Annotated in this window: 20 protein-coding genes; 18 read left to right on the top strand and 2 right to left on the bottom strand. The window is 68.3% G+C overall.

What is annotated here, in order from left to right:
- Positions 1–86: 86 nt before the first annotated feature.
- From ACSRUE_RS39480 to ACSRUE_RS39410, 15 genes are all read left to right on the top strand, one after another.
- The gene (locus ACSRUE_RS39480; protein WP_437769339.1) at positions 87–1,196 is read left to right on the top strand and encodes a DUF444 family protein; all 1,110 of its coding nucleotides are present in this window, start codon (positions 87–89) and stop codon (positions 1,194–1,196) included.
- A 6-nt stretch (positions 1,197–1,202) separates the two neighbouring features.
- A complete protein-coding gene (locus ACSRUE_RS39475) occupies positions 1,203–2,765 on the top strand; it encodes a SpoVR family protein (protein WP_441288068.1) in 1,563 nt (520 codons plus the stop codon).
- Positions 2,762–3,976, top strand: coding sequence for a tetratricopeptide repeat protein (locus ACSRUE_RS39470; protein WP_441288067.1), 1,215 nt, complete (start codon positions 2,762–2,764; stop codon positions 3,974–3,976). Before ACSRUE_RS39475 ends, ACSRUE_RS39470 begins: the two co-directional genes overlap by 4 nt.
- 962 nt (positions 3,977–4,938) lie before the next feature.
- Positions 4,939–5,496: a hypothetical protein gene (locus ACSRUE_RS39465; protein ID WP_437534412.1), complete on the top strand. Its 558-nt coding sequence runs from the start codon at positions 4,939–4,941 to the stop codon at positions 5,494–5,496.
- 71 nt (positions 5,497–5,567) lie between these two features.
- A complete protein-coding gene (locus tag ACSRUE_RS39460; RefSeq protein ID WP_441288066.1) occupies positions 5,568–6,731 on the top strand; it encodes a methyltransferase domain-containing protein in 1,164 nt (387 codons plus the stop codon).
- A gap of 82 nt (positions 6,732–6,813) precedes the next feature.
- Complete coding sequence (locus ACSRUE_RS39455) at positions 6,814–9,198, top strand: PP2C family protein-serine/threonine phosphatase (RefSeq protein WP_441288065.1); 2,385 nt, start codon at positions 6,814–6,816, stop codon at positions 9,196–9,198.
- A gap of 24 nt (positions 9,199–9,222) precedes the next feature.
- Entirely contained in the window at positions 9,223–10,140 is a 918-nt protein-coding gene (locus ACSRUE_RS39450) for a slr1658 superfamily regulator (RefSeq protein ID WP_012234413.1), read from the top strand.
- A 48-nt stretch (positions 10,141–10,188) separates the two neighbouring features.
- Entirely contained in the window at positions 10,189–11,178 is a 990-nt protein-coding gene (locus ACSRUE_RS39445; protein ID WP_044964406.1) for a PP2C family protein-serine/threonine phosphatase, read from the top strand.
- Entirely contained in the window at positions 11,178–11,669 is a 492-nt protein-coding gene (locus ACSRUE_RS39440; protein WP_231864758.1) for an ATP-binding protein, read from the top strand. Before ACSRUE_RS39445 ends, ACSRUE_RS39440 begins: the two co-directional genes overlap by 1 nt.
- A 34-nt stretch (positions 11,670–11,703) precedes the next feature.
- Positions 11,704–12,114 carry a hypothetical protein gene (locus tag ACSRUE_RS39435; protein WP_012234416.1) on the top strand — a complete coding sequence of 137 codons (411 nt, stop codon included), beginning with the start codon at positions 11,704–11,706 and terminating at the stop codon, positions 12,112–12,114.
- Positions 12,115–12,148: 34 nt separating this feature from the next.
- Positions 12,149–13,516, top strand: a complete 1,368-nt coding sequence (locus ACSRUE_RS39430) for an STAS domain-containing protein (RefSeq protein ID WP_441288064.1) — start codon at positions 12,149–12,151, stop codon at positions 13,514–13,516.
- 50 nt (positions 13,517–13,566) lie between these two features.
- Complete coding sequence (locus ACSRUE_RS39425) at positions 13,567–14,055, top strand: MarR family winged helix-turn-helix transcriptional regulator (protein ID WP_441288063.1); 489 nt, start codon at positions 13,567–13,569, stop codon at positions 14,053–14,055.
- Positions 14,056–14,079: 24 nt separating this feature from the next.
- On the top strand, positions 14,080–15,027 hold the full coding sequence (locus tag ACSRUE_RS39420; RefSeq protein ID WP_441288062.1) for a 3-keto-5-aminohexanoate cleavage protein: 948 nt from the start codon (positions 14,080–14,082) through the stop codon (positions 15,025–15,027).
- Entirely contained in the window at positions 15,024–15,809 is a 786-nt protein-coding gene (locus ACSRUE_RS39415; protein WP_441288061.1) for an enoyl-CoA hydratase/isomerase family protein, read from the top strand. The genes ACSRUE_RS39420 and ACSRUE_RS39415 overlap by 4 nt, the downstream gene beginning before the upstream one ends.
- 37 nt (positions 15,810–15,846) lie before the next feature.
- On the top strand, positions 15,847–17,409 hold the full coding sequence (locus ACSRUE_RS39410) for an acyl-CoA carboxylase subunit beta (protein WP_441293180.1): 1,563 nt from the start codon (positions 15,847–15,849) through the stop codon (positions 17,407–17,409).
- A gap of 66 nt (positions 17,410–17,475) precedes the next feature.
- Here ACSRUE_RS39410 and ACSRUE_RS39405 read toward each other — a convergent pair whose 3' ends face one another.
- The gene (locus ACSRUE_RS39405) at positions 17,476–19,014 is read right to left on the bottom strand and encodes a hypothetical protein (protein ID WP_441288060.1); all 1,539 of its coding nucleotides are present in this window, start codon (positions 19,012–19,014) and stop codon (positions 17,476–17,478) included.
- 122 nt (positions 19,015–19,136) lie between these two features.
- Here ACSRUE_RS39405 and ACSRUE_RS39400 point away from each other — a divergent pair, with 122 nt between their 5' ends.
- Entirely contained in the window at positions 19,137–19,889 is a 753-nt protein-coding gene (locus ACSRUE_RS39400) for a thiamine phosphate synthase (RefSeq protein WP_441288059.1), read from the top strand.
- Positions 19,886–20,488: a hypothetical protein gene (locus ACSRUE_RS39395; protein ID WP_441288058.1), complete on the top strand. Its 603-nt coding sequence runs from the start codon at positions 19,886–19,888 to the stop codon at positions 20,486–20,488. Before ACSRUE_RS39400 ends, ACSRUE_RS39395 begins: the two co-directional genes overlap by 4 nt.
- Before the next feature lie 37 nt (positions 20,489–20,525).
- Here ACSRUE_RS39395 and ACSRUE_RS39390 read toward each other — a convergent pair whose 3' ends face one another.
- A complete protein-coding gene (locus ACSRUE_RS39390) occupies positions 20,526–21,521 on the bottom strand; it encodes a DNA polymerase III subunit (protein WP_441288057.1) in 996 nt (331 codons plus the stop codon).
- Between the two features lie 177 nt (positions 21,522–21,698).
- On the opposite strand from ACSRUE_RS39390, the gene ACSRUE_RS39385 reads away from it, so the two are divergent.
- Positions 21,699–22,727 carry an NAD-dependent epimerase/dehydratase family protein gene (locus ACSRUE_RS39385; protein ID WP_441288056.1) on the top strand — a complete coding sequence of 343 codons (1,029 nt, stop codon included), beginning with the start codon at positions 21,699–21,701 and terminating at the stop codon, positions 22,725–22,727.
- Position 22,728 lies beyond the last annotated feature (1 nt).

Raw genomic sequence — 22,728 nt, 5'->3', positions numbered from 1 at the left:
GGGAAGCGGCGCCGCCGGGGCGGGAGACCTCGGCGGCCCGCCGAACGTGCGGACCCGAGGCGGCTTCCGATGCTACACTCGCGAGCGTGTCGTTGAAGATCGACCAGGATCACGGGCGCTTCCGTCAGATCGTTCGCGGCCGCATCCGCGAGAACCTGCGCAAGTACATCTCGCAGGGCGAGCTCATCGGACGAAAGGGGAAGGACCTCGTCTCGATTCCCATCCCTCAGATCGACATCCCGCGCTTCCGCTTCGGCGACAAGCAACGCGGCGGTGTGGGGCAGGGCGACGGCAACCCCGGCGATCCCGTGGGGGGCTCGGACGACAAGCAGCCCGGCCAGGGGCAGGCGGGCAGCGGCGAGGGGGACCACCTCCTCGAGGTCGACGTCACGCTCGAGGAGCTCGCCGGCATCCTCGGCGAGGAGCTCGAGCTGCCCGACATCCAGGACAAGGGCAAGAGCAAGATCTCGAACGCCCACGATCGCTACTCCGGCATCCGCAGGGTGGGCCCCGAGTCGCTGCGCCACTTCAAGCGGACGTACCGCGAGGCGCTGAAGCGGATGATCTCGAGCGGGACGTTCCGCCCGTCGGCGCCCGTCGTCGTCCCCGTCCCGGACGACAAGCGGTACCGCTCGTGGAAGACGATCACCGAGCCCGTCGCGAACGCGGTCATCATCTACATGATGGACGTCTCCGGGTCGATGGGCGACGAGCAGAAGGAGATCGTGCGCATCGAGTCGTTCTGGATCGATGCGTGGCTGACCCGCCAGTACAAGGGCCTCGAGTCGCGCTTCATCATCCACGACGCGATCGCCCGCGAGGTCGACCGGGACACGTTCTTCCACACGCGCGAGTCCGGCGGCACGATGATCTCGAGCGCCTACAAGCTGTGCTCGCAGATCATCGACAACGACTACCCGCCGGACGAGTGGAACATCTATCCGTTCCACTTCTCCGACGGCGACAACTGGTCGATGGACGACACGCTCTCCTGCGTGGACGTGCTCAAGACCCAGATCCTGCCGCGGGTCAACATGTTCGCCTACGGGCAGGTCGAGAGCCCGTACGGCTCGGGCCAGTTCATCAAGGATCTGAAAGAACACTTCTCGCACGACGATCGGGTGGTGGTGAGCGAGATCAGGGACAAGGACGCCATCGTGGGCAGCATCAAGGATTTCCTGGGGAAGGGGAAGTAGAGCGGTATGAGCAAGTTCGCCCTGAACACCGCGCTTCCCCGCTACCTGCGCACCGAGAAGGAGCGCATCGAGAAGATCGCCCGGGACTACGGGCTCGACTTCTTCCCCGTCATCTTCGAGATGCTGACGTACGATCAGATGAACGAGATCGCCGCGTACGGCGGCTTCCCGAGCCGCTACCCGCACTGGCGGTTCGGCATGGAGTACGAGCAGCTCTCGAAGAGCTACGAGTATGGCCTCTCGAAGATCTACGAGATGGTCATCAACAACAACCCTTCGTACGCCTACCTCCTCGAGGGCAACTCGCTCACCGACCAGAAGCTCGTCATGGCGCACGTGTACGCGCACGTCGACTTCTTCAAGAACAACTTCTGCTTCCGGTCCACCGATCTCGACCATCGCGGCCCGATCCTCGACCCGGTGCGGAAGAGCGATGCCTACGATCCGGACCGCAAGTGGATCGACAAGATGGCGAACCACGGCGCGCGCGTGTCGCGCCACATCGAGCGCTACGGCATCAACAAGGTCGAGGCGTTCGTCGACCACTGCCTCTCGCTCGAGAACCTGATCGACCCGTGGGCCCCCTTCACCGGCCGTCCTGTGGCCAAGGAGGACGAGGAGCCCACGGAGGAGCCGATGGACACCTACAAGCTCCGGGCCAAGGAGTACATGGACTCCTTCATCAACCCGGAGGAGATCCTCGCGGCGCAGCGGAAGAAGCGGCAGGACCAGAAGAAGCCGGAGCGCAAGGTGCCGGAGCGCCCGGAGCGCGACGTGCTCAAGTTCCTGCTCGACCACGCGCCGCTCGATCGGTGGGAGCGCGACGTGCTCGAGATCATCCGCGAGGAGACCTACTACTTCGTCCCGCAGCGCCAGACGAAGATCATGAACGAGGGGTGGGCCTCGTACTGGCACTCGAAGATGATGACCGAGAAGGTCCTCGATGCGTCGGAGATCATCGACTACGCCGAGAACAACGCCGGTGTCATGGCGACGGCGCCGGGGCGCTTCAACCCCTACAAGGTCGGCGTGGAGCTCTATCGCTACATCGAGGAGCGATGGAACAAGGGCCGCTTCGGCCGCGAGTGGGAGGAGTGCGCGGACCTCGACGCGAAGCGCACGTGGGACATGCGGCTCGGCCTCGGCCGCGAGAAGATCTTCCAGGTGCGCGCGCTCTACAACGACGTGACCTTCATCGACGAGTTCCTGACGCCGGAGTTCGTGATCGAGCAGAAGATGTACACGTTCGGCTTCTCGGGGCGGAACGACAGGTTCGAGATCGAGAGCCGCGAGTTCAAGGAGGTGAAGGAGAAGCTCCTCTTCCAGCTGACGAACTTCGGCGATCCGTACATCCGTGTCGTCGACGCCAACTACGGCAACCGCGGAGAGCTCCTGCTCGAGCACGTGCACGGCGGCTTCGACCTCCGCGCCGACTACGCGCGCGAGACGCTCGTGGCGCTCGTCCGGTGCTGGAAGCGGCCGGTCGGCGTGGCGACGAAGATGGATAACAAGCCTGTGCTCCTCCGGTATGACGGCAAGGAGCACGCGATGACCCCGTACAAGCTGTGAGCGCCTGCGGAGCGATCCGCCGGCTCGGCGTCCTGCTCGCGCTCGCCGGCTGCGCCCCGGCGGCGCCGGCGTCGCGCTCGCCGGCGCCGCGACCACCGGCGGAGGCCCCTGCGCCGACTGCCCGGATCGAGCCGACGGCGAACGCGGCGCCCGCGCCGCCTCCGGGGAGCGGCGCGGCCCCGGGCGCGGCTCCGCCGGTCGGCTCGGGCGTCCCGCTCGACGCGCCTTCCACGAGCGAGGCGGCGGCGGCGAGCCCTCCTCCGCGCGTCGCGCGCGGCACCGGCACGCCCGCGGACAGGAAGCTCGAAGAGGGCGACGCCGCCTACGCGAGCGGCGATTTCGCCGCTGCCGAGAGGGCCTATCGCGCGGCCGCGCAGCTCGACAAGAAGGACGCGGCGGCGATCGTCGGCGCCCAGCGCGCGGCGATCGCCAGGGCAGGCGTGTCCACCGACTACAACGGGGCGCCGGGCGACAGGACGCTGCTCGCCGCGCTCCCGGAGCTGAAGCGCGCGGTGACGCTCGAGCCTGACCACGCGCTCGCGCACCTCGAGCTCGGCCGCACACTCCTTGTCCTCGGCCGGGCCGACGCGGCGCTCGGTGAGCTGACGCGTGCCGCGGAGCTCGCCCCGAGCGACGCCGAGGCGCACTCCGCGCTCGGCGTCGCGCACCTCGCGCTCGGCAACCTGCAAGACGCTGTCCGCGAGCTGACGCGGGCGGCGGAGCTCGCCCCCGGGGACGCGGAGCGGCAGGCGAACCTCGGGACAGCGCTCCTGGCCGCGGGGAAGACGGCCGACGCGATCCGCGCTTACGAGCGCGCCGCGAGGCTCTCGCCGGCGGACGCGCGCCTGCAGAACGACCTCGGGACGGCGCTCCTCGCGGCGAACGATCCCGCGCGCGCCGTTCCGCACCTCGAGGCGGCGGTGGCGCGCGACCCGGCGCGCGCCACCTACCGATCGAACCTCGGGTATGCGTACCACCTCCGCGGCGACCTGCAGAGGGCGACCGCGCTCTACCGCGAGGCGCTCAAGCTCGACGACAAGCTCGGGAGCGCCTGGATCAACCTGGGCAACGCCCTCGCGCAGTCGGGCCAGCTGAAGGACGCGCGCGCGGCGTACGAGAAGGCACGCGCCGTCGATCCCACGGATCCGCGTGTGAAGGCGGTGATGGACGAGCTCGACGCCATCGAGCGGCGAGGCGCTCCGCGGCGGTGATGCCGAGGCGCCGGTGGCGTGAGCTTCCCCGGCGCTGCGCGACGGTGAATACACGTAGCCAGCATGGATGTTTGTCAAGCTCAATCGTTGCCATGTCCGACCTCGCGCGTCCCTTGGCGGCTCGCGCCGCTCGCGGCGAAGGCGAGGGCGCTCGGTCGAGCGGCGCCCAGCAGCAGGACGTGGGCTGCGGGACCATCGATGTTGCACAGCGCTCCCGGACGCCTGACGACACCCGGCGCCAGCCCCGAGCGCTCGCCCGGCGTCGGACTCTTCGCGGCGCTGCCTCGAGACGCCGACTCCCGCGCGAGAGGGCCGCATACCGAATCCGCGGCCGAGAGACGCACTCGGCTCCGGCGCGCGTTGGGCCACGTGGTAGGTCGGCGCACGGATCTCCTCGCACTCCCGCGGCGACTCGCGGGACCACACGATGTCTGAGCGCACCTCCGCCGCGCGCAGGAAGGGGTTGACAGCAGCGACGCACTTTCGATTACCTCTCTTCTGCTGCTCCAAATGGTCTGATGGTCAACGACTGTGCGCCCCGCCGAGGCGAGCGGGGAGCACATGTGTAGCGAATTACAAATGGCGTCGCCGGCGTGGGTGTTCTGTGGACAAAATGTCTGCCTGTCGTGGCGACCTACGAACACCGCGTGCTGAGGCAAGCGGAGCCCGTTTCACCCGGAGTTGCGCGAAGCGACCGAACGGAGCCGTCGGCCAGCGGACGGCGCCCTACATCGGTTCACCTGGTCATGGGACCAGTGATCTTCGACAAATGCGAGCGGTATTACAGAAAAACTACGGCGCGGTGGCATGCCTGGTGCAACCGGCCGGGCGATCGCTGACGTTTCTGCCGCGTGAAGGCCCGGATGGCGCTCGCTGGAAACCTCGCGATGCACTCGACGGGGCACCCCGAACCCGGGTAATCTCGTTCGTGCCTCACTTGTCAACCAACCCCCGAGGCTTTGATGTCCGTTTCCAAGCAGGCCGACATAGCTCCGACCTTGCGACCGCCGCCCGCGTTACCGGCGGACGGCATGGTCATTTCCGCGAACTTCTCGGTCGGTGGCTTCAGTAAACGGTGGAACCACTGTCATCAGCTAGCCAATTTCCTCGCGAGGTACGCGAGCGCCAATGAGGATGACCCCGAGCGCCACGCGACCTTGCTCTCGACGTTCTTCAACGAATTGTTGGAGGCGATATACCGGAATCACGGCTCCACCGGCGAGATCAAGATGCGGTTCCGCAAGAAGCAGAACCACATCCTCGTCGAGGCGGAGGTCCCGATCAACGAGCAGAGCGCCAAGTTCTACAACCACGCCGTCCAGCTGGCCAATCAGCCGGACCCGATGGCCTGGTATCGAGAGCAGCTCGAGCACGACGTTCCGGATGATGACGCCCAGGCGCTCGGGCTGCTCGAACTCGCGGTCGTCTACGGCTCGAAGCTCAGTATCTCCGAACCCACGAGCGGGGACTGGCTCCTTCTGGCGATTCAGTTCCCGTTCACTGAGGTAGAAGAACTATGACTGCTCCGATCGGTCGCGAATCCGCCGTACCGCCCTCGTCTGCGAGCGGCCTCCCTTCGTGGCGCTCGCAGGTGACCTTCAGCATGCGCGTCGACCAGACCGACCAGGAGGTTGCGCTCTCGGGCATGCTGCGGCCGTTCGGTGCCGATCAGATGAGGGCCATCCGCGGCACGCTGGAGACCGCGGCCAAGAACGCGAGCGGCGAGCTCTGCCTGGACTTCAAGCGGCTCAAGTACATGAACAACGTGGCATTCCTGGAGATCAACAGGTTTGTCCGTTGGGCCGTCGAGGCTCGCCCCAACCTCAAGATCCGGCTGATCATCTCCAGCGTCATCCCCTGGGCCATCCGCAAGTTTCAGGTCATCGCGGAGATCTACTCGAGCGTCTCCGTCGAGATCTACGACGTCGCGTTCTACCCGAGCCAGGGGATGCTCGAAGACGCCGAGTTCATCGACGTCCTCCGCCTCCAGGAGCGCATCATCTGGGAGCACGAGAAGACGGGGCTGACGAACCACGGCCTCTACCCGGGGATGAAGATCGCCGACATCGCGTGCGGCTTCGGCGACTTCGCGATCTTGCTCCAGAAGGAGTTCAAGCCAGAGCACGTCACCGGGGTCGATCACTCCCGGCCCGCGCTCCGCTACGCGCAGGACCACGTGAGGCGGCTCGGGCTGGAGAACGTCGAGTATCAGTACGGCGACGCCGCGGCGCTGCTCCTGCCGGACAACTCGTTCGACTTCGTGTCTTGCCGTCTGTCTCTCCAGGTCTTTCCGCAGCCCGAGCGCATCATGCAGGAGCTCTATCGCATCTGCAAGCCGGGCGGCCGGATCTACATCACGAACGAGCTCCTGTCGTGCGCGTACGGCTATCCGGAGCAGGACCTCATCCGCGCGACCTACAAGCGGTTCGTCGAGCTCGGCAGGTCGATCGGGATGGATCTCGATACGGGGATAAAGACGCGGCAGATCATGGGCGAGGCCGGCCTCGAGGACATCCGCGTCAACCTGATCGACATCAACAACATGAACACGGACTGCTTCGACTTCGCGCGCGTCGTCGAGTGCTGGATCTCGGTGACCGCCAACATGGCCCGGACCGCCGGCGCCCCGCCGGACTACCACGCCGAGCTGAGCACCGGGCTGCGCGCTCACATGGCGGCCATCACGCACCCGCACGGCCTCGCCTCGTGGCCGATCTACGCCGGCTCGGGCCGCAAGCCGATGCGGGTCATGTGAGGGGAGCCCCGGTCGTCATGCTCCGCCGCGTCGTGATGCCGCTCGAGTGGCCCAGGGCCGTGCCGTTAGGAGATTGCCAGCCGTGAGCATTCAACCTCGGAACTCTGGCGAACAGCGGCCTCAGAGCCTGCTCTTCAGGTTCAGGAAGTTCAGCACCAAGATCATCTTCGTGACGGGCGTCAGCGTCCTGCTCGGCGCCGTGTGGAACGTCGTCGTCGGGCGGCAAGGCATCCATCGGCTGAGCAGCGAGGCCGCCGCGGAGATCGAGGCCGGCCTCAACTCGGCGAACCGCGAGTACCTCACCAATCACCTGGAGGACAAGGCCACTCACGTCAACCTCAGGCTCGGCGAGGCGTACAGGGATCTCCAGACCCTCGCCGGCGTGTTGCAGACCGTGATCGATCGCGAGGAGGACGTCGCCCCGTTCCTGCGGACGGCCGCCGACTTCCCGTATTTTCGCGATCAGATGAAGTACAACCCGAAGGGGAACTGGTACCAGAACGATCCGAGCGAGCCGAGCGTCGTCAGCGTCTGGGGCTACCTGGGGAAGGACGGGACGATCCTGCCCGAGGTCCAGAGGGCCGTCGACGAGACGGCGTTTCTCGATCTGATCCTGCCCGCGTTCGGCAAGTACGGCGCCGACAAGCTCCAGATCTATTACATCGGCCCCGAGGACAAGCCGTATGTGCGGCTGACGCCGTACACGGACATGGCGTCGACCTTCGACAGGCTGTATCCGGGGCACAACGACCAGGGGTGGTACAAGTTCTTCTTCCCCGGCATCGCCGAGAGCTGGAACGAGTGGGCGAAGGACCCCGCCGGGCTGAGCGCGCACCCGGATCAGACCACGGTCACGGCGCCGTACGACGACGCGGCGGGCGGCGGCATCGTGATGACGGCGTTCCACCCGCTCTGGGCGAAGGACCGCAAGACGTTCGTGGGATCCGTCGGGCTCGACCTGACGCTCGCGCAGCTCATCGCGTCGATCAAGGACGTCAAGCTGGCCACCGCGGGCTTCGCCTTCCTGGCGCAGGCGGACGGGAACGTCTTCGCGGTCAACGAGCTCGGCGCAAAGACGCTGCGGCTGCGCACGGAGGCGGGCGCCGGCCAGAACTCCGGCGTCGGCATGCTCCAGCGGTTCTTCAAGGACAGCGAGGACTCGGGGGTGTCTGGCATCGTCCTCCCGAACGATGATAAGGTCGACTACCGGGAGATGGTGATATCGGGCGAGACGTACATCATCGCCCTCCAGCGGCTCGCGCCGGTGAACGGCTGGGCCGGGCCGGACGCGCGCATCGCCAAGGAGCGGTGGACGATGGGCTTCGTCGTCCCGAAGAAGGAGATGTACGCCTCGCTGCTCGCCGCGCAGAAGAGCATCGAGAAGAGCAGGACGGTGATCGTCGGGACCCAGGTCCTCATCACGATCGCCTCGTTCCTCGTGCTCATGCTGGGCGTCTACCTCATCTCCCGCAAGATGACGGGCGCCCTGGTCGCGCTCTCGACCGGCGCGACGCGGATGCGCGAGGGCGATTACGGCGTTCGCATCGACGTGAACTCCGCGGACGAGATCGGGCAGCTCGGCGTCGCGTTCAACGAGATGGCGAGCGAGATCGAGGCCTACACGAACAACCTCGAAGAGCTCGTCGGCGAGCGGACGAGGGCCCTCGAGAAGGCGAACGAGGAGATCAGCGAGCTGAACGCGAAGCTCGCGCAGGAGAACATCCGGCTCGGCGCCGAGCTCAACGTCGCGCGGCAGCTCCAGCTCATGGTGCTCCCCGCGCCGAGCGAGCTCCAGGAGATCCCCGGCCTCGACATCGCGGGCTACATGGCCCCTGCCGACGAGGTCGGCGGGGACTACTACGACGTGCTCCGGAGCGACGGGCTCGTCAAGATTGGCATCGGCGACGTCACCGGCCACGGGCTGGAGAGCGGCGTGCTGATGCTCATGGTCCAGACGGCCGTCCGGACGCTGCTCGCGGCCAACGAGCGGGATCCGAAGAAGTTCCTGAGCATCGTCAACAAGGTCATCTACCAGAACATCCAGCGCATCCGGTCGGACAAGAACCTGTCTCTGACCCTGCTCGACTACAGCGACGGCGGGCTGCAGCTCACCGGCCAGCACGAGGATCTGATCATCGTCCGGAAGGACGGGACCCTCGAGCGCGTCGAGACCATGGGGCTCGGGTTGCCGATAGGCATCGACCTGGATATCAGCGATTTCATCGGTAGCATCGAGGTGAAGCTGGAGACCGGGGACGTCGTGACGCTCTTCAGCGACGGCATCACCGAGGCGGAGGACTCTGCAGAGGAGCAGTACGGAATCGACCGTCTGTGTCAGGTGATCTCGCGAAACCACGAAAGAACCTCGCGGGAGATCAAGGACGCTATCATCGAGGACGTCTTGGCGCACGTAGGCTACAACAAAATCCATGATGACATCACTGTACTTGTCATTAAGAGGGTATGAGCAAGGGGGAGACTGGGCATTACCATGAGCGAAATCATCGGCGTCTACTCTTTAGACGATTCGTTCAGCGAACACATGTCGCTGACGTTGTACCCCGACTCGTTCGCGGTGAGATGGAGCCTTTGTAACCTGACGGCCAACTTCATGGCCGAGTACTTCGGCGAGCTCTTTCCGGAGATAGACGGCGAGGACAGGCTCATCAGCCGAGACGAGGTCTCAGGCGCCATCGGGTACGTTCTGAACGAACTGGTTGAGAACGCCGTCAAGTTCAATCAGCACGGTGACATCACCGTGACCGTGGGTATCGGGCGTGAGGACCTGGTGTGCCTGGTCAGCAACCAGATCACGAACGCCGCCGTCCCCTCGCTTCGCGAGAAGCTCCTGGAGCTCACGCAGGAGGACCCTGGGGAGCTCCTGCGTCGGCAGGCGGAGGCGAACGCCGAGGACGCGGAGAACGCCGGGTCGGGGCTCGGGTATCTCATCATCATGAATGATTACGGTGTCAGTCTTGGCTGGAAGCTGGACCCGATTTCGGTCAACAGCTTCAGCATCAAGACGATGGCCAGGATTCCTATTTTGAATGAAAGGTCGAGAATGGAAATCAAGGGTGGTAACTATCGGGTTTGGTACGATCCCTCTGAGGTGGTGGTGTACCTGGAAGGCATCCTTCGTCTTGGCGGCACCACCGAGTACGCCCCCATCGAGGAGCTGCTCGACAAGGTCCTGGCCACGAACCCTCCCACCATCACACTCGACGTCAGGGCGCTCAACTTCCTGAACAGCTCAGGGATCAACGTCCTCTACAAGTTCGCGATCGCCACCCGGAAGAAGGGTGAGCTCCAGCTCATCGTCCGCGGGTCGAAGTCCATCCCGTGGCAGGGGAAGTCGCTGCCCAACCTCAAGAAGTTCAATCAGAACTTCGAGATGATACTCTGTGATTGAGATCGGATGGGTTCTTCCGTCCAACCCGAATCGCGTCCAGGTCGAGCCATGACTGCACCCAAGGACATCAGCTCGATGCACTCCAGAGGCTTCCTGCAGAAGCAGAGCAATCTGGATGCCATCAGGGCGATCGTGAAGGAGCGGCAAGCGTGGAACACCTTGCTCCGCGAGGAAGGGAACTTCACAGATTTCATGGAGCGCTGCAGCGCGCTGCTGGAGTACGTCGACAAGTTGAAGCTCGACTTCGACGACCTCTCCCTGGTGCACGAGGCGATCCTGGAACACGCGACCAGCATCGAGAACGAGCTTGAAGGGTACAACCGGGCCATCGACGACGACCTCGCGGTGGCGCGGCAGGTCCAGCGCGCCCTGCTTCCGGAGGCGAGCGGGGCCATCGCCTCGTCGTTCGACATGGCCATCTTTCACAAGCAGCTCGCCCAGGTCGGAGGAGACTACTACGACTTCTTCTACCTTCCCGGCGAGCGTCACGCGATAGGTGTTTACGATATCTCAGGTCACGGAGTATCGTCGGCGCTCATCATGGCGTTTCTGAAGGCGCAGTTCGCCCACGCTACCAAGCGGCTCGATAGCCCGGGGGCGATCGTGGACTGGGTGAACCGGAGCGCTTACTCGTTCCTCCGGGAGGTTCGCCGTTACGCGACGGTGAACTTCGTCATGTTTACTGACCGATTCCTCCGCTACGTCTCGGGCGGAGGGTACGGGCTCCTGGTCCGTCGCGGAACGCCTCGCTCGTTCAACCGGGTGAGCAACTTCATCGGTCTGCGCATCAAGCCATTTCATGAGTTCGAGCTGCCGTTCGAGGAGGATGACGTCCTCGCCTTGTACACAGACGGGATGTTCGAGGCGCAGGACGCGAGCGGGGAGATATATTCCGTGCAACGTCTCAACGAAATCGTCGTCAAGCACAGCGAGGAACCGGTGCAGGTGATCCTCGACCGGTGCATCGAGGACTACACGCGGTTCCGGGTGGCGGACGCCGACGACATCACACTGATCATCCTGCGAAGGTGCGCCTGATGAAGCCCGAGAAGAATCATTCGCAGACGTCGGTCGGTGCATCGATATATATCTCTCCGATCGATCACATCACGGGCGACGTGGCCGGCCTGCTTGCGAACTTTTTGGACGCGCTTCTGGTGAGGTTCTATCCCAGACGGATCTGCCAGAAGGTCAACGTGGTGGTCACGGAGCTGGTCACCAACGTGCTCCAGCACGGGACCGAGCGTGAGAGCGAGGTGCGGCTCGATCTGAGCATCGATCCGGATCGGCTGCTCATCAAGGTATCCAACCGCGTTACGCCGGAAGAGTACCGGACCGTCAAGGCGGTATTCGACGAGATCTTCGCCGCGGAGGACCCGAGAGAGCTCTTTGCCAGGACGGTGCGCGAAAGGCGCAACGATCGACGCAGGGGCGGTCTAGGGCTCATTCGGTTGACCGCCGAGAACAAGTTCCATCTCTCGACGCAGTACGTCGATGGAATCCTCGTCGTCCAGGCTACTTTCCCTTGAAAAGGCTGCGTATGTTTTCCACGAAAGGTCGCGTATGAAGGCTCTCAGCTATGGAGAAATCACGGATGGCGGGCTGAGCGTCTTTCAGTCGGTCGCCCGGCTCGATGACGACAACCGCCTCGTCTTGACCTTCGAGGGCGCTATCCGGATCGACAACCCGTACCGGTACCTGTCGAGCTACCTGGACGAGCTCGCCCGAGTCCTCCCGCAGCACCCGATCACGTCCACGGTGATGGATTTCGTGAAGATGCGGTTCTGCAACTCGAACGGCTTCTACGTCATCATGGATATCGTGGATGCCGTCTACAACCTGGTGCCCGGCCGGGTGACCGTGCGGCGGATCCTCGACGATGACTGGCAGCACGAGACGCTGCCCATCCTGCTCAACCTGAACGAGGAGCACGTGGCCGCGCGGACGACGTTCGAGGACGTCAAGGAGACCTGAGCGTGGGGGTGTGGTCTGGGTAAGGCGACCGGCGATGGACACAGCTGCGAACGAAGCGGACGTAGAGCGATTCTTCGCTGTCTGTCCCGATCCGCTGTGTGTTTTACGGAGCGATGGATCGTTCCTGCGCGTGAGCGGCGCCTGGGAGCGGACGCTCGGCCTCAGGACCGAGGATCTCGTCGGCCGGAGCCTCCTCGATCTCGTGCACCAGGACGACGTCGTCGCGACCAGGGAGCAGATGGATCGGCTCCGCCAGGGGCCCGGCACGCTCGGGCTGGAGAACCGGTGCCGGAGCAGGAGCGGCCTCTACGTTTGGCTGTCGTGGTCGATGCTCTCGGTGCCGAGCGAGGGGCTCGTGTACGGGTGGGCGCGCAACGTGGGCAAGCAGAAGCGCCTCGAGCGGGCGCTGATGCAGCGGATCGAGACGAAGATGCTGGTCGCGTCGATCTCGGCCCATTTCATCAACGTGAAGCTGGCGGACGTCGACCGCGGCTTCCAGTCCGCGCTCGCGGAGCTCGGCAAGGCGCTGCGCGCCGACAGGACGAGCCTGTTCCTCCTCGCCGAGGACGGGCGGAGGTTCCTGAACACGCACGAGTGGTGCGCCGAAGGGGTGCCGTCGCTGCGCGCGGAGCGGGGAATCGTATCCAGGGACGTGTATCCGTGGCTCGTCGAGCGGCTGTTCCGCCTCGAGGTGTGCGACGTGCCGCGCGTGGCCGACCTGCCGGATGAGGCAGCGAGCGAGCGGCGGGCCTTTACGGAGCTCGGGATCGCCTCGCTCGTCCGGATGCCTGCAGTGTACGCGGGGCGGCTCGTGGGCGTCGTGGGGCTCGACGCGGTGCGATCCACCCGCGCGTGGGACAAGAGCGTCCGGGCGCTGCTCCAGGTCATCGGCGAGATGGTCGCGATCACGCTGGAGCGCATGCGCGCCGAGGAGTCGCTGCGCGAGGTGGTCGAGCAGCAGGAGTCGATGCGCGCGGTGATCTCGCGGCAGGAGTCCGCGATCGAGACGCTGTCGACGCCGATCATCCAGGTCTGGGACAGCGTGCTCGTGCTGCCGCTCGTCGGCAGCATCGATCGTCACCGGGCGACAGAGATCACGGAGAAGCTGCTGCGCACGATCGTCGAGACGAAGTCGCGCTACGCGATCGTCGACGTGACGGGGGTCGAAGAGGTCGACTCCACGACGGCGCAGCACCTCATCGGCATGCTGCAGACGATCGAGCTGCTCGGCGCGCAAGGGGTCGTGGCCGGAGTCCAGCCGCAGGTGGCGCAGACGGCCTCGTCGCTCGGCGTCGAGCTCTCGTCCGTCCAGGTGCATCGGGACCTCCAGGAGGCGCTGCGGTGGTGCATCCGGGAGCTCCGGGCAGACCGGGCGACAGGGACGCGGCGGGGACGTCGGTAGATCCAGGTTGCGCCTCCCCCGGGGAGCGAATATTTCGTACACGAAGCATCGTGACAGCGACCCTGCCGCCGCCCGAGAGGCCGGAGATCGACGCCATCGTGGAGATGATCATCTATCTCTACACGGAGTCGCGCAGGCTCACGAAGGGCATGGCGAGCGGGTTCGGCCTCACGGGGCCACAGCTCACCATCCTCAAGCTGCTGGAGTCGTTCCAGGATCTCTCGCTGTCCACGCTGTCGGAGCGCATCCGGGCGCAGAACAGCACGGTGACCGGGATCGTCGATCGCATGGAGCGAGAGGGGCTCGTCCGCCGCGAACGCTCGAAGGCCGACCGGCGCGTCGTCCACCTCCGGCTCAGCGAGAAGGGGGCGCGGCTCGCCCGCGAGATCCAGGTCGAACCGATGGAGATCTTCCGGAGCGCGCTGCTCAGCTTGAGCTCGACCGATCTGCGCGATCTGCTCCGGATCCTGACGAAGCTGCAAAAACAGGTGGTTTCGCGGGTCGGACAGGGCCGGACTGAAGAAGAGCGACGGCGCTGAGGACGCGAAAGGGAGGCAGGGGGCATGAGAGAGAAGCCGACGTTCACCGGGGAACCGAGGGATCCGAACGGACGAGATCCCGATATCTGCGTGGTGACCTGCGCGCTGTCAGGGGTGCTCGCCGGCCGCAAGCAATGCCCCGCCATCCCCTATACGCCCGTCGAGATCGCCGAGGAGGCGAAGCGGGCCTACGACGCAGGGGCGGCGGCGGTGCACATCCACGCGCGCAACGACGACGGATCACCGACGTTCTCTCCGGCCGTGTTCGCGCGGATCAAGGACGAGGTGCGCCAGCGCTGCCCGGTGATCCTGAACTTCTCGACGGGCACGCTCCTCGACGACGTGAGCGAGCAGTGCGCGACCCTCCGGGAGAGCCGCCCGGAGATCGCGGCGCTCAACATGGGCACCATGAACTACTCGAAGTACTCGCGCGCGCGGAAGACCTTCGATTTCGATATGGTGTTTCCCAACACGTACGCGAAGATCAGCAAGCTCCTCAACGCAATGAACGAGGCCGGCACGAAGCCGGAGCTCGAGTGCTTCGATACGGGGCACACGCAGGGTACCTGGCCGCTCGTCGACATGGGGCTGCTCAGACCACCGCTCCAGTTCTCGTTCATCGTCAACGTGCTGGGCGGCATCCCCGCGCACGTGGAGTCGCTCCAGCTCCAGACCAGGATCATGCCTCCCGGCTCGGAGTGGGAGGTGATCGGGATCAGCCACGGGCAGTGGAGGATGCTGGCGGCGGCGCTCGTGCTCGGCGGCAACGTGCGGTGCGGGCTCGAGGACCACTTCTACCTGCCGAGCGGCGAGATGGCGCGCAGCAACGGTGAGCTCTGCGAGGTGGCCGTGCGCATGGTGCGCGACGTCGGCCGCAGGCCGGCGACGGTCGAGGAAGCCCGGCAGATCCTGGGCCTTCACGACGGCGGCGCGGCAGGAGCGGCAGGAGCGGCAGGAGCGGCGGCCTCGTGACGGAGCGCGCGTATACCGTCCTCCAGGCGTCCTCCGCGGGGGGCGTCCTCCGGCTCACGCTGAACAACCCGTGGCGCAAGAACGCGATCGGGCCGGCGATGGTGAGCGAGCTCCTCGACGCCCTCGCGGCGGGCGCGGCGGACGAGACGGTGCGCTGCGTGGTCCTGACCGGCGCGGGCGACGCGTTCTGCGCGGGCGGGGACTTCGCGCAGATCGCGGGCGCCGAGGGGGCGCCGCCGCCCGAGATGAAGGGCGATTACGCGGATCTCCTGCTCGCCTTCGCGAACTCGAGCAAGCCGATCGTGGCGCGGGTGAACGGGCACGCGCTGGGCGGCGGGCTCGGGCTCGTCGCGGCGTCGCACTTCGCGATCGGCGCCCGCGGCGCCAAGCTCGGGACGCCGGAGATCAACGTCGGCCTGTTCCCGATGATGATCATGGCGGTGCTCCAGCGGCACGTGAGCCGGCGCAAGCTGCTGGAGATGATGCTCCTCGGGCAGCGCCTCGACGCCGACGAGGCCGCGCAGTGCGGCCTCCTCAACAAGGTGGTCGAGCCGGGCGCGCTCGACGCCGCGGTCGACGAGGTGACCTCCGCCATCGCCTCGAAGAGCCCGATCGCGGTGCGCCTCGGCCTCGAGGCGTTCGCGGCGCAGGACGATCTCGATCTCGAGTCGGCGCTGCCGCTCCTGCGCGAGCGGCTCGCCGGCTGCCTCGCGACGGACGACGCGCGGGAAGGGCTCCTGGCCTTCCTGGAGAAGCGAAAGCCCCGCTGGTCGGGCAAGTAGGCGCGCCGGGGCGCGCAGGGAGAGGTGGCCCGTGAACATGCGAGAGCTCGTGAAGGACCTCGAGGCCCGCCGGGAGCAGGTGCGGCGGATGGGCGGCGAGGAGCGCGTGGCGAGGCAGCACGCGCGCGGGAAGATGACGGCGCGGGAGCGGCTCGCGGCGTTCTTCGACGACGGCGTGCACTTCGAGGTGGGGATGCACGGCACGCAGATGGGGCTCGCGGCCGGGCCGGACGGGAGCGACCGGCCGCCGGCGGACGCGGTGGTCTGCGGGTTCGGCAAGGTCGACGGGCGGATGGTCTGCGCGGCGGCGTACGACTTCACCGTGAAGGGCGGCAGCATCGGGCAGACGGGCGAGGAGAAGGTGACCCGCCTGCGGCAGATGGCGCTCCGCGGCCGCTGGCCGATCGTGTGGTTCATCGACTCGGGCGGGGCGCGCATCGATCCCGGCTCGATGCACCCGGACAGCATCTCGCTGTTCGCCGGCTCTGGGCACCTGTTCCGCGAGCAGGTGCACATGAGCGGCGTCGTGCCGCAGGTCGCCGCCATGGTGGGGCCCGGCGCCGCGGGCACCGCGTACATCCCGGGGCTCGCGGACTTCGTGCCGATGGTCAAGGACGTCGGCTCGATGGCGCTCGGCGGTCCGGCGCTCGTGCGCGCGATGACGGGCGAGGACATCTCCGAGCAGGAGCTCGGCGGCAGCAAGGTGCACGCGACGAAGAGCGGCGTCGGGGACGCGGAGTACCCGAGCGACGCCGAGTGTGTCGCCGCGGTGAAGCGGTATCTCTCGTTCTTCCCTTCGAGCTGCGACGAGGAGCCGCCGCGCCTGCCGGTCACGGATCCGATCGACCGGCGGGAGGAGTCGCTGCTCGACCTCCTGCCGGAGAGCCCGCGGCGCGCCTACGACATGCTGAAGCTGATCGACGCCATCGTCGATCACGGCGAGCGGTTCGACCTGAAGCCGCGGTGGGCGCGGTCGATCATCACCTGCCTCGCGCGCATCGGCGGCCAGCCGGTCGGCGTCGTGGCCAACCAGCCGACCCAGATGGGCGGCATCCTCGACGTGGACGCGTCGGACAAGGCCGCGCGCTTCATGCAGATCTGCGACGCGTTCAACATCCCGCTCGTGTTCCTGCAGGACGTGCCCGGCTTCATGATCGGCTCGAAGGTCGAGCACGAGGGGATCATCCGCCACGGGGCGAAGATGCTGCACGTCATGGCGGCGGCCACGGTGCCGAAGATCACGGTGGTCGTGCGCAAGGCGTACGGCGCGGGCTACTACGTGATGTGCGGGCGCGCGTACGAGCCGGACCTCATCGTCGGCTGGCCGACCGCGGAGATCAGCGTGATGGGGCCGGAGGGGATGCTCGGGATCGCGGCGAGGAAGATGTTCGGCGACGCGCCGCCGCCGCCGGAGGTGAAGCAGGGGATGGTCGACGCGATCCAGAAGAACATCGACGTGATGAAGGTCGCCGGCTGGGGCCTCATCGACGACGTGATCGATCCGCGGGACACGCGGAGGGCGATCGCGTGGGGGCTGGAGCTCGCGCGGAAGAAGCGGGTGGAGCGGCCGGAGAAGAAGCGGGGGATCCTGCCGGTGTAAGTCGCGCCGGGGACGGGGTGCACCAAGCGTCCCTGCCGCACTGGCGCGCGGTCCGCTTCCTTCAATCTACTCGTCGTGAGCCTCGTGCTCCGACGCCTGGCTGGCCTCGGGCTTGGGCGTCGGCACGGCTCGCGGCGCGGCCGCGTAGAACGGCTCTGGTGCGCTCTTCACGCGAAGGAGCGTCGTGTTCTTGGCGGGGACGACGGCGGTATACGCATCCAGGCCGAACGTGGTGCCCGGCTCGTTCGCGTGCAGCGTGGCCGTGACCTCGTAGAGGCCCTCGCGGTTGAACGTGTCGGCGGGGCAGACCTCCCGGAGGAGGAGCGAGACGTCGACCGATGCGCCGGGCTTCAGCGTCCTGAAGAGATCGCGCGGGATCGCCCCCGTCGGCGGGGCCGCCGTGCAACTCGTCTCGCCGTTCGGGCCGGCGACGTGGAACTCGAGCATCCGAGACCGGATGGCGACGGTCATGGGGCGCCTGCCAGCGTTCTTGGCGCTCACCCGGACGACGATTGAGCGAGGGCTCGCCGCGTCGGACCAGGGTTCGCTCGTGAGCTCCAGGCGAGGCGCGTTGGCGTCCACGACCGGCTTGCTCCGCGGACCGGCGCTGTGGCCCTTGTCCGACGGAACGCGCTTTTCCGGGGACTCGCCAGCTGGCCTGTCCGCGGACGTCTGGGCCGCCTTGTCGTCCGTAGGTTGAGCCGCCTTGTCGTCCGCGGGCTGAGCCGCCTTGTCGTCCGCGGGCTGAGCCGCCTTGTCGTCCGCGGGCTGAGCCGCCTTGTCGTCCTGGTGTTGAGCTGTCTGGGCTGCCGGAGAGGGCGGCTCGGCGTCGCCCGCGTGGTGTCCCCTCTCCGTGGCTTCCTCGGGGGGCAGCGCGTAGCTCAGCACGACGGTGGGCGCCGCGAGGCCGGGCGCAGGGGCGAACGCCGGCGGATAGTCCGTCGACTCCGCGGCGAACGGCGCCGCCGGCGGCTTCTTCGACCACTTGGGCGGCGGACCCCAGCCGTACCAGGCCCTCACCACCGAGCCGCCGGCGAGCGCCGCCTCGTCCTTGCCGAAGCAGAGCAGGCGCGGGTCGAAATGCTCCATGTACGACTGACCGGGCGCCAGCAGCAGCGCGCGCCGCTCCGGGAAGCCGCTCGGCTTGAGCCCCGCGGGCGCGGCGCAGCGGACCGTCTTCTTCGCGCGCTTGTTCAGCGTGTCGACCTCCAGGCGCAGCAGCCGCACGTCCGCCGGGATGCGCATCGGCCGCTCCCCTTCGTTGTCGATCCGCAACGTCCAGGGCCCGTGAGGCGACGGCGCGATGAGCCACAGGCGCGCCGGCGGAGGCGGCAGCGGCGGGGACTCGGGCGCCTTCTTCTTCGCGCTCGCCTTGGGCGCGCCGACGCTCGCCTTGGGCGCGGCGACCTTGCTCCCGCCGGGCGGCGGGGCGGCGGCAGCCTTCGGCCTCTGCGCGGGCACTGCGGAGCCCGGCCCTTGGGTCTGCTGCGCGGGTCTCGACTTCTCCTCCGCGAGCGCAGGGCTCGACGCGAGCCCCATCACCGCCGCTGCAGCAGGAGCGATCGAGGTGAACAGACAGGCGATCCGGACGAGACGTGTGCGCATGGAGGATCCGTTCGGGAGCGAACGCTTCCGCTTTCTTTCCGGGGGCGTCAACCTTAGCGTAGCCAGCGAGCCTGGCCTCCTCCGGAGCGCCCGGGCGCTCTCCTACCGCTCGAAGCGTGGTCATGCGCGGCCTGTACGCCATCGTCGACACCGACTCGCTCGCGCGCCGCGGGCTCGATCCCGCGGCGTTCGCCGAGGCCGTCCTCGACGCGCGCCCCGCGGCCATCCAGCTGCGCGACAAGCGGGGCGGGGCGGCCCAGGCGCTCTCGCTCCTCCGCGCGATCCAGCCCCTGGCCGCGCGCGCGGGGGTGCCGCTGTTCGCGAACGACAGGGCGGATCTCGCGATCCTCGCCCGCTGCGACGGCGTGCACGTCGGCCAGGACGATCTCCCGGTGGCCGCGGTTCGCAGGCTGGCGCAGCGCGCTTCCGTCCCGCTGCGCGTCGGGCTTTCGACCCACACGTCCGCGCAGATCGAGGCCGCGCTGCGGGCGCCGAGCGAGCTCCGCGATGCCGGTGATTCCGGCGATTCCCTCGAGCGCCTCGATTACATCGCCATCGGGCCGATCTTCGCGACCTCGAGCAAGGAGCGCCCCGACGCCGTGGTCGGCCTCGAGGGGCTCGCGTCGCTGCGCGCCCTGGTCGAGCGGGTGCGTCCCGGGCTCCCGGTCGTGGCGATCGGCGGCATCTCGCTGGAGAGGGCGGCCGAGGTGGGCGCGCGCTGCTCCGCCGCCGCGATCATCGCCGCGCTGCTGCCGGATCAGGGCACGCCCGCGCCGCGCGCCCTCGAGGAGGTGAGCGCGCGGGCGCGGGCGCTCCAGCAGGCGCTCGCGCTGGCGGACGCGCGCGCGGCGCCGGTGGACAGGGGCGCGCGATGAGCCTCACGCTGCTCGCGGCGGCCGCCGCGGCGGTGGCCGCGACCGTGGGCTACATGGCGTCGCGCCGCGAGCGGGAGGCGCCGGGAGGGAACGGCGGCGAGCGCGCGCGAGACGCGCCGGCGCCGCCGGAAGACGCGCCCTGGCACGAGCTGCCGCTCGCGCTCGGCGACGTGGTCCTCGCCGGGAGCGAGGAGCGCTGGCTCTCGGGCGCGATCGTCGCGCGCGAGCGGGGCGAGATCGTCGCCGCGGTGTTCCTCGCGCCCGAGGGCGGCGTGCACGGGGCGGTCGTGGCCTTCCCCGCGCCGCGGCGCGAGATCCTGTGGCTCGCGCCTGCGGCGGCCGACTCGCCGGACGAGCCGCCGGCGACGCTCGAGATCGCGGGCGCGACCATGCGGCGTCGGGCGCGCCTGCCGGCGGCGCTCGAGCGGTGCGGGCAGGGCGCGCCCCCCGTGGGCGACGCAGGGATCATCGCCCTCTACGACGGCGCCGGGCGCGACGCGGCCGTGGTGCTCGCCAGCGAGGGGCGGATCCACGCGTGGGCCGGGCGGCGCATCGAGGACGGCGGATACGAGCGGCTGGGGGGAGGCGGCGAGGGCTGACGCCGGCCCGCGCGGCCACGTGGGCGCGCGGCGCCTGTCAGCCGACGACGCTGCGCAGCTCCGCGATCAGCGACGCCATCGCGAGGCTCGGCGAGGCGTTGCGCTCGAGCTGCGCCACGGCGCGGGAGACCGCCGCGTAACGCCGGGCCGACAGGCCTGCGTGGCGCGGATCGGATGCGACCGCGGCGCGGGCCTCGCGGGCGAGCGCGGCGCTCAGCGCGCGGAGGTCGTCCTTGAGGGCGCCCTTGTCGCGATCCACCGACTCGGCGAACGCGACGGCGGGCCCGAGGTCCCGGGCGGCCGCTGCATCGAGGACACCCTTTACAAAGGCGTCGCGCGAGGCGGTCTGCTCCTCGTCCGCGAGATCGAGCGCCGTGGACGCGCTGCCGGCGGCGAGCTCGACGGCGAGGTCGTGCCGCCCCTCGGGCACGCCGCGATCACGGAGGATGCGGCGGATGAGGGCCTCGGAGAGCGGGGCGAAGCGCACGGGCAGGGTGCGCGAGCGGATCGTGTTGAGCAGCCGGTCGCCGCGCGAGGTCAAGAGGATGAAGTGGGTGCCGGGCCGCGGCTCCTCGAGCGTCTTGAGGAACGCGTTCGCGGCGCCGACGCTGAGGTCCTCGGCGTCGCGGACGATGAACACCCGAGCGCGCCCCTCGTGGGGCGGGTAGGCGGCGCGGGCGAGCACGATGGCGCGGACCTGATCGACCGAGATCTCGGTCAGCTCGTCGCGGCTCCGGCCGATGACGGCGGCGGGGTAGAAGTTCTTCGCGACGATCTGCACGTCGGGGTGGAGCGGCGCCGCGGGGCGGCCGTCGGAGCGCGCGGCCGCGCGCCGGCACGCGTCGCAGCGCCCGCAGCCGAGCGGGTCGCCCCCGGTGCAGACGAGCGCCTGGGAGAGGGCGACGGCCGCGAGCTCCTTGCCGACGCCCGGCGGGCCCTCGAAGCGGTAGGCGTGGTGCACGCGGCCCGCCTCGAGCGCGCGCACGAGCGTGCCGACCGCGGTGTCCTGGCCGAGGATGTGGGAGAACGGCACGGCCCGCTATCTAGCACGACCGGGGCTCGACCTGGTCCCGGTCCGCGCCGCGCGCGAGGCCGCCCGGCGGCGGCTTCCTTGGCCGCGCGCCTTCCCGCGCGTCTTCCCGCGCGTCTTCCCGCGCGTGATGGCGTCCTCGTCATCGTCATTGCGCGCGGCGGTGATAGGTTGCCGCGCATGCGCGTCCTCGTGCTCGGCGGCACTCGATTCATGGGTCATTTCCTGGTCTATCGCCTGCTCGCGGCGGGCCACCAGGTCACGCTCCTGAACCGCGGCGCGACGCCCGACGCGTTCGGCGATCGCGTCGCGCGGGTCCGCTGCGATCGCGCGGCCGGCGATCTCGCGCAGGCGCTCGGAGGTCGCGAGTTCGACGCCGCGGTGGACTTCACCGCGTACACGGCCGCGGACGGCCGCGCGGCGGCCCAGGCGCTCGGCGGCGGGCGCATCGGCCACTACGTGGCGATCAGCACCGGCTCGGTGTACCTCGTCCGGGAGGCGTGCCCGCGGCCGTCGCGCGAGCGCGACTACGACGGCCCGCTGCTCCCGGAGCCCGCGGGCGAAGAGGACCGCGAGGCGTGGTCTTACGGCATGAACAAGCGCGGCTGCGAGGAGGAGCTCGCCGCCGCCTGGCAGAGGGACCGCTTCCCCGCGACCGTCCTGCGCATCCCGATGGTGAACGGGGAGCGCGATCCCTACCGCCGCCTCGATCGGTACATCGTCCGCATGCTCGACGGCGGTCCGCTGCTCGTCCCGGACGGCGGCGGACACCCGGTGCGGCACGTCTACAGCGGCGACATCGTCAGGGCGATCGTGAAGCTGCTCCTCGTGCCGTCGACGTTCGGCGAGGCGTACAACCTCTGCATGGACGAGACGCCGACGCTCGCCGAGCTGCTCGAGCTCATCGCCTCGCTGCTCGGCGCGACGGCGCGGCTCGCGCCGATCCCGTCGGCGGCGATCAGGGCCCGCGGCATCGATCCGGTCGCGATGTCGCCGTTCAGCGACCGCTGGATGTCGCTGCTGGATCCAGCGAAGGCGAGGGCGGAGCTCGGTTTCCAGCACACGCCGCTCCGGCGCTGGCTGGAGACGGTGATCACGTCGCTGCTCGCGAACCCGCGTCCCGAGCCGCCGGACGGCTACGAGAAGCGCGCCGAGGAGATAGCGCTCGCGTCGGAGCTCGCTGGCGCGGCGGGGGGTGGAGGGCGCTGAC

This window comes from Sorangium sp. KYC3313, from assembly GCF_052075895.1.
Taxonomy (GTDB): Bacteria; Myxococcota_A; Polyangia; order Polyangiales; family Polyangiaceae; genus Sorangium; species Sorangium cellulosum_B.
This window is presented reverse-complemented; position numbering and strand designations above follow the sequence as displayed.